This is a genomic window from Streptomyces sp. SID1328, assembly GCF_009865595.1.
GTDB lineage: Bacteria > Actinomycetota > Actinomycetes > Streptomycetales > Streptomycetaceae > Streptomyces > Streptomyces griseoluteus.
Genome location: NZ_WWKH01000951.1, coordinates 1 through 9,047, shown reverse-complemented (window position 1 = coordinate 9,047; position 9,047 = coordinate 1). Strand labels below are relative to the sequence as shown.

Here is a 9,047-nt window from a genome sequence, read left to right as displayed (position 1 = left end):
ATCCTCGACGTGGTCTACAACCACACCGCCGAGGCGGGCGAACTCGGGCCCACCCTCTCCCTGAAGGGCATCGACAACCGGGGCTACTACCGCCTCCAGCCCGACGCCCGCCGGTACGCCGACTACACCGGCTGCGGAAACACCCTGCACGTGGTCCAGCCCCAGGTGCTCCGGCTGATCACGGACTCGCTGCGCTACTGGGTCACCGAGATGGGCGTGGACGGCTTCCGCTTCGACCTGGCGGCGGCGCTGGCCCGCTCGATGCACGACGTCGACATGCTGTCGCCCTTTCTGGCCGTCATCGCCCAGGACCCGGTGCTGCGCCGGGTGAAGCTGATCGCCGAACCGTGGGACATCGGCTCCGGCGGCTACCAGGTGGGCGCCTTCCCCCCGCTGTGGACGGAGTGGAACGACCGCTACCGCGACACGGTGCGCGACTTCTGGCGGCACGCGCTGCCCGACGTCCGCGAGATGGGCTACCGGCTGTCCGGCTCCAGCGACCTGTACGCCTGGGGCGGCCGCCGCCCCTACGCCTCGGTCAACTTCGTCACCGCGCACGACGGTTTCACCCTGCGCGACCTGGTCTCGTACCACGGCAAGCACAACGAGGCGAACGGCGAGGACAACCGGGACGGCACCGACGACAACCGCTCCTGGAACTGCGGCGCCGAAGGCGAGACGGACGACGAGGGCATACGGGCCCTGCGCAGACGGCAGTTGCGGAACCTGCTGACCACGCTGCTGCTGTCCACCGGGGTGCCGATGCTGGTCGCCGGCGACGAGCTGGGCCGCACCCAGCGCGGCAACAACAACGCCTACTGCCAGGACGGCGAACTGAGCTGGCTGGACTGGTCGCTGCTGGACGACCCGGACTGGCGGCCCCTGTTCGACCTGACCTGCCGGCTGATCGCGCTGCGCCACGAGCACCCGGTGCTGCGCCGCCGCGCCTTCTTCTCCGGCCGCGCGCACTCGGCGGACGGCCTCAGAGACCTGGCCTGGTTCACCGCGCGGGGCACGGAGATGACCGAGCGGGACTGGTACGCACCCGCCGCCACGCTTGGCATGTATCTGTCCGGCCGGGACATTCCGGGGCGGGACGAGCGGGGCGCGGCGGTGGTGGACGACAGCTTCCTCGCCGTGCTGCACGCCGGGCACGAGCCGACCGGCTTCACCCTTCCGGGCGCACCCTGGGCGACGGGGTACGAGGTGGTGGTGGACACCTCGGGCGAGGAGCAGCTCCGGGCGCCCGGCACGGTCCTCGACGCGGACACCGACATCACCGTGCCGGCGCGGACGGTGCTGCTGCTGCGGGTCGTCTGAGGAGGTGCCAAGGGGCCGGAAAACTCGGTGGGCGGGACGGGGGCCGGTCCGTACGCTGACCCCGGTGTCCACCAACTCTCCCCCCGCCCGGCGCCGCTCCGCCGCCCGCACCCTGCTGCGGCTGTGGCCCTACGTACGCCCGGTGCGCGCACGCTGGTTCGCGGCCGCCGCCATCGCGGTCGTCGCCTCCTGTCTCGGTCTGGTGATCCCGCTCGTCCTGAAGTGGATGGTCGACGGCCCGGTGGCCGCGCGCGATCCCGCCGGGGTCTGGCTGGGCGCGCTGTACCTGCTGCTGATCGGGGTGGCCGAGGCGCTGCTGTTCGGCATCAGGCGCTGGCTGGTGGCCCGTCCGCTGGCGAGTGTGGAGGCGGGCATGCGCGCCGACCTCTACGGGCGGCTCCAGCGGCTCCCGGTGGCCTTCCACGACCGCTGGCCCTCGGGCCAGTTGCTGTCGCGGGGCACCGGCGATCTGATGCTGGTGCGGATGTTCCTCGCCTTCCCGCTGACCTTCCTGCTGGTCAACGGCGTGACGATCGTCGTGGGGGTAGGGATCATGCTGGTGCAGGACTGGGTGCTCGGCCTGGTCGTGCTCGGTCCCGCCGTGCCGCTGCTGTGGGTCTGCGTGGTCGTGGAGCAGCGGTACGCGCACGCGGCCCGGCAGGCGCAGGACCAGGTCGGCGACCTGACCACGCTGGTCGAGGAGAGCGTGCTCGGCATCCGGGTCGTCAAGGGCTTCGGGCGCCACCGCAGCCAGGCGCGCGCGTTCCGCCGTACGGCGCTGATGCTGCGGGACACCGAGGTCGGCAAGGCGCGGCTGCTGGCCGTCATCTGGGCGGTCATCGTGGCGCTGCCGGAGGTGGCGATCGGGGCCGCGCTCGTGCTGGGCGTGCTGCGGGTGGCGGACGGCGCCCTGTCGGCCGGCACGCTGGTCGCGTTCCTCAGCACGGCGCTGGCGCTGCGCTGGCCGGTGGAGTCCATCGGCTTCCTGCTGGCGATGTGCCAGGAGGCGGCGACGGCCACGGAACGGTACTTCGAGGTGCTGGACGAGCGGCCCGAGGGCGACGCGGAGACGCGCACCCCTGCGGCCCCCGAGCCCGGCGAACGCGGCCTCCGCTTCGAGGGCGTGGGTTTCCGCCATGCCGACGCGGCCCCCGACGCCCGCCCGGTGCTGGACGGGGTCGACCTGCACATCCGTCCCGGCGAGTCGATGGCACTCGTCGGCGCGACCGGCAGCGGCAAGACCACCCTGACGTCGCTGGTCCCCCGGCTGCACGACGCCACCTCGGGCCGCATCACCCTCAACGGCGTGGACGTCACCGCGCTGCCCCGCGAGGAACTGCGCGCCCGGGTCGCCGTCGCCTTCGAGGAGCCCACCCTGTTCTCCACCAGCGTGGCGGAGAACGTCCTCATGGGCGCCGGGGAGAACGCGGGCCGGGAGGAGCTGGACCGGGCGCTCGCCGTGGCGCACGCCGACTTCGCACATGCCCTGCCCGAGGGCCCGGACACGCGGGTCGGCGAACAGGGCCTCAGCCTGTCCGGCGGCCAGCGGCAGCGGCTCGCGCTGGCCCGCGCGGTGGCCGGCCGGCCGGAGTTCCTGGTGCTGGACGACCCGCTGTCCGCGCTCGACGTGCACACCGAGGCGGCCGTGGAGGCGGCGCTGCGCCGGGTGCTGGCCGACACCACCGCGCTGATCGTGGCCCACCGCCCCTCCACGGTGCTGCTGGCCGACCGGGTCGCCCTGCTCTCCGACGGCCGGATCACCGCCGTGGGCACCCATCACGAACTGCTGCGCACCAACGCCGAGTACGCCCATCTGATGTCCGGCGGCCCGCGCGAGGCTCCCGAGGAACCCGAGGATTCCCGATGACCACCACGACGTCCGCCGCCCCCACCACGGACGACGACCTGCCAGGACCGGAACGCGGGCAGGACTCCGGCGACCCCTTCGACCGGGACCTCCTGCCCACCCCGCCCGGCGCCACGGCCGCCCTGCTGCGCTCGCTGCTCGCCCCGCGCAGGGCCCGCGTCGCGCTCACCGTGCTCCTGCTGCTGCTCCAGCAGGCGGCGGCGCAGACCGGCCCGCTGCTGGTGGCGTACGCCATCGACAGCGCCGTACCGGCCGTGCGCCGGCACGACCACGGGCCACTGCTCGCCGTGGCGGCGGGGTACGCGCTGTGCGCGCTGGCCTCCGGCGGGCTGCAGTACGCCTTCATCCGGGCGTCCGCGTGGGTCAACCAGGACGTGCTGCTGGACCTGCGCGGCCGGATCTTCCGGCACGCGCAGGCGCTCAGCGTCGACTTCCACGAGCGCTACACCTCCGGCCGGCTGATCTCCCGCTCCACCACGGACGTGGAGGCGCTGCGCGAACTCCTCGACGAGGGGCTCCAGGAGCTGGTCACGGTCGTGCTGTCGTTCGTGTACATCTCCGCCCTGCTGCTCTGGCTCGACCTGGGCCTCGGCGCGGTCGCGGTCGCCTCGTTCGTGCCGCTGTACCTGCTGGTGCGGGGCTATCAGCGGCGCGCGCAGAAGGTGTTCGCCGCCCGTTCCACGGCGATCGCGGCGCTGATCGTGAAGTTCGTCGAGACGATGAACGGCATCCGGCCGGTGCGCGCCTTCCGCCGCGAGGCCGCCAACGACGCCGAGTTCGCCACGCTCAACCGGCACCACGAGCGCAGCAACGGCGACTCGCTGCTGGAGATGGCGCGGTACGTGGTCGGCTCCCGGCTGGTCGCCAACACGGCGGTCGCCGGGATCGTGCTGTGGGGCGCCTACCGGGTGGCCTCCGACACCCTGGCCCTCGGTGTGCTGGCGGCGGCGGTGCTGTATCTGCGGCGGCTGTACGACCCGATCGACCGGCTGGGGATGTTCCTGAACTCCTACCAGTCGGCGGCCGCCTCGCTGGAGAAGATCGCCGGTCTGCTGGCCCAGGTCCCGTCCGTGCCGGAGCCCGCCGAGTCCCGCGAACTCCCGCCGCTGAAGAGCGACTTCCCCGGCCGCGGGGTCGTCTTCGACGGGGCGCGGTTCGCCTATCGCACCGGCGGCGAGGTGCTGCCCCGCTTCGACCTGACGCTGCCGGCCGGGCAGACCGTCGCCGTGGTCGGCTCCACGGGCGCGGGCAAGTCGACGCTGGCCAAGCTGCTGGCCCGGTTCTACGACCCGACCGAGGGCGCCGTCCTGCTCGACGGGGTGGACCTGCGCGAGCTGGCGCTGCCCGAACTGCGGCGCGGGGTGGTGATGGTGACCCAGGAGGCGTTCCTGTTCTCCGGCACGGTCGCGGACAACATCGCCATCGGCCGGCCCGAGGCCACGCGGGAGGAGATCGAGCACGCGGCGAAGGCCATCGGCGCCCACGAGTTCATCAGCGCGCTGCCCGACGGCTACGACACCGACGTCCGCAAGCGCGGCGGCCGAATCTCCGCAGGTCAGCGTCAACTGGTGGCCTTCGCGCGGGCGTTGCTCGCGGACCCGGCGGTGCTGATCCTGGACGAGGCGACCAGCTCGCTGGACGTGCCCGGCGAGCGGGCGGTGCAGCGGGCGATGACGACCGTGCTCCGCGGCCGTACGGCGGTGGTGATCGCGCACCGGCTGTCCACGGTGGAGATCGCCGACCGGGTGCTGGTGATGGAGCACGGCCGGATCGTCGAGGACGGGCGCCCGGACCGGCTGATCGCCGGTTCCGGTAGGTTCTCCGAGCTGCACAAGGCGTGGCGGGACAGTCTGGCTCAGTGACGGCCGGTGGAACGGGGGCAGGATGATCGACGCGTACGGAGATCCCGGCATACCTGATACGCGCGGCGGCTGGCGCTATCTGTGGTGGCTGGCGCTGCGCCAGCCGGGGCGCTCGCTGGCCGGCGCGGTGTTCGGCTCGGCCTGGCTGGTACTGATGGCGGCCCAGCCCTACCTCCTCTCGCGGGCGGTGGACGACGGGCTGGTGCCGGGCAGGCTCGGGGTGCTGGCGGCCTGGACCGGCGCGATGTTCGCGGCCGGGGTGGGGTGCGCGTGGCTGAGCATCATGCGGCACCGCACCATGACGCGGGTGCGGATGGACGCCAACTTCCGCACGGTGAAGCTGGTGGTGGAGCACGCGGCCAGGCTGGGTGCCGCCCTGCCGCGCCGGGTGGGGGCCGGTGAGGTCGTCACCGTCGGGGTGGGCGATGTGCAGACCCTCGCGCAGGCGCTGACCGTGATGGGGCCGGGCGTCGGCTCGGTCGTCGTCTACTCGGTGGTGGCCGCCCAGCTCCTCACCATCTCCGGCTCGGTGGCCGCCGTGGTGCTGCTGGGTGTGCCGGTCATCGCGCTGCTCACCGGCCCGCTGACCCGCCGCCTCCAGGGCACCGAGACCGAGTACCGGGAGCGCCAGGGCATCCTCACGGCCCGCATCGGCGACCTCGCGGGGGGCCTGCGGGTCCTGGGCGGACTCGGCGGCAAGTCGCTGTTCGCGGACGCCTTCGCGCGGGACTCCGCGCGGCTGCGGGAGCAGGGCTACCGGGTGGGCGCGGTGACGAGCTGGGTGCAGGCGCTCGGTCTCGGCCTGCCGACGCTGTTCCTGGCCGCGGTGACCTGGCTGGCGGCCCGGCTGGCCGCCCAGGGCGCGATCACGGTGGGCGAGCTGGTCTCGGTGTACGGGTACGCGGCGGTGCTGATCGGCCCGGTCGCGTTCTTCGTGGAGATGAACTACGACCTGAACCGCGCGGTGGTGGCCGCCCGCCGCGTGGTGGCCCTGCTCCGGCTGGAGCCCGAACCGGACGACGGCACGCTGACCGCCCCCCAGCACCCGGCCGAGCTGCACGACCCCGCCTCGGGCGTGCGGGTGGCGCCGGGCCGGCTGACCGCCCTGGTCGCGGCCCGCTCCGCCGACACCACCGCCGTGGTGGACCGCCTCGGCCGGTACGGGCCGACCGACGCGCTGTGGGGCGGTGTACGCCTGGACGCGGTGCCGCTGGCCGAGGTGCGCGCGCGGGTGCTGGTCGCGGACAACGAGGCCGGCCTGTTCGCCGGCCCGCTGCTGGAGACGGTGTCCGCCGGCCGCCCTGCGGACGAGGCGGCGGTGCGCCGGGCGGTGCGGGCGGCGGTCGCCGAGGATGTCGTACGGGGCCTGCCCGACGGGCTGGAGACGGTGGTGTCCGGGCAGGGCCGCAGCCTCTCCGGGGGCCAGCGGCAGCGGGTCCGGCTGGCGCGGGCGCTGCTGGCCGACCCCGAGGTGCTGCTCGCCGTGGAGCCGACCTCGGCGCTGGACGCGCACACCGAGTCGGCGGTCGCGCACCGGCTGCGCGAGGCGCGGGAGGGCCGTACGACGCTGGTGACGTCGACCTCGCCGCTGCTGCTGGACGTGGCGGACACGGTGCTGTTCCTGGTCGACGGCAAGGTGGCCGCGAGCGGTCCGCACCGGCTGCTGCTGGACCGGGAGAAGGGCTACCGGGCGCTGGTGGCGAGGGACTTGGGTGACGGGGAGGTCTCGCGGTGACGACGGACACGGGAGCGCTGCCGGTCGCGGACCGGCGCACGGTACGGCGGGCCGCCGCCCGGCTGGTCCGTGCCGACGGGCGGGCCTTCTCGGCCGCCCTGTCCCTGAACGCGCTGGCGGCCGGTGCGGGCATCGTGGGCCCCTGGCTGGTCGGCCGGATCGTGGACGAGGTCCGGGCCGGGCGCGGGGCCGGCGCGGTGGACCGGCTCGCGCTGTGGATTCTGCTGTGCGCACTGGCCCAGCTGGTGCTGGCCCGCTGGGCGCGGTACGTGGCGCACCGGTTCGGGGAGCGGACGCTGGCGCGGGTGCGCGAGACGTTCGTCGAACGGCTGCTGGGGCTGCCCGCTTCGGTGGTCGAGCGGGCCGGCACGGGCGACCTGACGGCGCGCGGCACGGCGGACGTGGCGACGGTCGGCACCACGCTGCGGGACATCGGCCCGGAGCTGCTGGTGTACGCGGTGCAGGCGCTGTTCGTGCTCGGTGCGGTGTTCGCGCTCAGCCCGTGGCTGGGCCTGTTCGGGCTGCTGGGGCTGACCCCGGTGTGGCTGGCGGTGCGCTGGTACCTGCGGCGGGCGCGGGACGCCTATCTGGCCGAGGGCGCGGCGACCTCGGCGGTCGCGGAGATCGTGGCGGCCACGGCGGCGGGCGCCCGCACGGTGGAGGCGTTCCGGCTGGAGAAGGCGCGTACGGCGGCGAGCCGGGAGGCGCTGGAGGTCTCCCGCCGCAGCCGGTACCGCACGCTGGGCCTGCGGACGGTGTTCTTCCCGTCGGTCGAGATCTCGTACACGATCCCGGTGGCCGGAGTGCTGCTGGTCGGGGGCTGGCTGCACGGGCGCGGCCTGATCGGTCTGGGGGCGGTGGTGGCCGGGGCGCTGTACATGCGGCAGTTCACCGATCCGCTGGACATGGTGCTGATGCGGCTGGAGCAACTCCAGGCCAGCGAGACCTCGTTCGCCCGTGTGGAGGGCATCGCCGAGGCACCGCGCGCTCCGGTGGACACCGCGCGGACTCCGGCGGACGACCGGATCGAGGTGCGCGGGGTGCGGTACGCGTACGAGCGGGGCGGGGAGGTGCTGCGCGGGGTGGACCTGACGGTCCGGCCCGGTGAGCGGCTGGCGGTGGTGGGCGCGTCCGGTGCGGGCAAGACCACGCTGAGCCGGCTGCTGGCCGGTATCGACGCGCCCGCCTCCGGCTCGGTCATGGTGGGCGGGGTCCCGGTGGCGGAGCTGGAGCCCGCGCGGCTGCGCCGCCAGGTGGTGCTGGTGACCCAGGAGCACCATGTGTTCCTCGGCTCGGTGCGGGACAACCTGCTGATCGCCGAACCCGGCGCCACGGACGAGGAGTTGTGGCGGTCGCTGGTGGCCGTGGGCGCCGACGGCTGGGTGCGGGAGCTGCCCGAGGGGCTGGACACCGGGCTCGGCCAGGGCGGCCGGGTGACCGACGGTTCCCAGGCTCAGCAGCTCGCGCTGGCCCGCGTGGTGCTGGCCGACCCGCACACGCTGATCCTGGACGAGGCGACCGCCCTGCTCGACCCGGCCACCGCCCGGCACACCGAGCGGGGTCTGGCGGCGGTGCTCGCGGGCCGCACGGTGATCGCCATCGCGCACCGGCTGCACACCGCGCACGACGCGGACCGGGTCGCGGTGATGGAGGACGGCCTCGTCACCGAACTGGGCACGCACGACGAACTGGTGGCGGCGGACGGCGCCTACGCGGCGCTGTGGCGCACCTGGCACGGGGACGGCGGCGCGGGCTGAAGGCAGGCCGGCACGACCTGAGGGCCGTCGGCACACCTGCTCAACACTGCTCAATACGCCTGCAATAAAAGGGAGTTGGTACGGAAGGCGCACCTTCCGGCCAACTTCCCGATGCGCTCCTGACAGGCCCCCCGCTCCCCTGTCACTCTTCCCACGACCGACTCACAGCGACCGCACAGCGCTCACGCGTCCCGCGCCACCCCGCGCCCGCACGCGAAAACACGCACCGCCCTGTTCTGCCCCGGACGCCCCATCCCACCGTCCGGTCTCCCTGGGCCGCGCGACCGGCGGCCACGCAGAAGGAGTCAGTGTTGAGCAGCAGCCCCCGCAGCAACCCCGCCCGCAGACGCATCTCCGCACGCCACCGCACCGCCACCGTCGCCCTGGCCGGTGTCGCCGCGCTCATCGCCGCCGCCGTCCAGTCCGGCGCGGCGACCGCGGCTCCGGCCGAGCCCCGGCCGGGCAGGGCGAACCCCGCCCACAGCTCCGTACGCCTCACCGCCGCC

Annotated in this window: 5 protein-coding genes and 1 pseudogene; all 6 read left to right on the top strand. The window is 74.2% G+C overall.

Annotated features, from left to right (window positions below):
* Nucleotides 1–1,320 (top strand): annotated as a pseudogene (locus tag GT030_RS30650) (glycogen debranching enzyme GlgX); the annotation flags it as partial.
* 64 nt (nt 1,321–1,384) lie between these two features.
* Complete coding sequence (locus GT030_RS30645) at nt 1,385–3,187, top strand: ABC transporter ATP-binding protein (RefSeq protein ID WP_161203875.1); 1,803 nt, start codon at nt 1,385–1,387, stop codon at nt 3,185–3,187.
* A complete protein-coding gene (locus tag GT030_RS30640) occupies nt 3,184–5,049 on the top strand; it encodes an ABC transporter ATP-binding protein (protein WP_161203874.1) in 1,866 nt (621 codons plus the stop codon). Before GT030_RS30645 ends, GT030_RS30640 begins: the two co-directional genes overlap by 4 nt.
* Before the next feature lie 22 nt (nt 5,050–5,071).
* Complete coding sequence (locus tag GT030_RS30635; protein ID WP_161203873.1) at nt 5,072–6,784, top strand: ABC transporter ATP-binding protein; 1,713 nt, start codon at nt 5,072–5,074, stop codon at nt 6,782–6,784.
* Nucleotides 6,781–8,541 (top strand): ABC transporter ATP-binding protein, encoded by a 1,761-nt coding sequence (locus GT030_RS30630; protein WP_161203872.1) that lies wholly within the window; start codon nt 6,781–6,783, stop codon nt 8,539–8,541. The genes GT030_RS30635 and GT030_RS30630 overlap by 4 nt, the downstream gene beginning before the upstream one ends.
* A gap of 311 nt (nt 8,542–8,852) precedes the next feature.
* A partial coding sequence (locus tag GT030_RS30625) for a hypothetical protein (RefSeq protein WP_202460761.1) occupies nt 8,853–9,047 on the top strand: 195 nt, incomplete at its 3' end.

Bases quoted from the DNA above. Each gene is read 5' to 3' on its own strand.
- GT030_RS30640 (WP_161203874.1), top strand. From the start codon at position 3,184: ATGACCACCACGACGTCCGCCGCCCCCACCACGGACGACGACCTGCCA.
- GT030_RS30635 (WP_161203873.1), top strand. From the start codon at position 5,072: ATGATCGACGCGTACGGAGATCCCGGCATACCTGATACGCGCGGCGGC.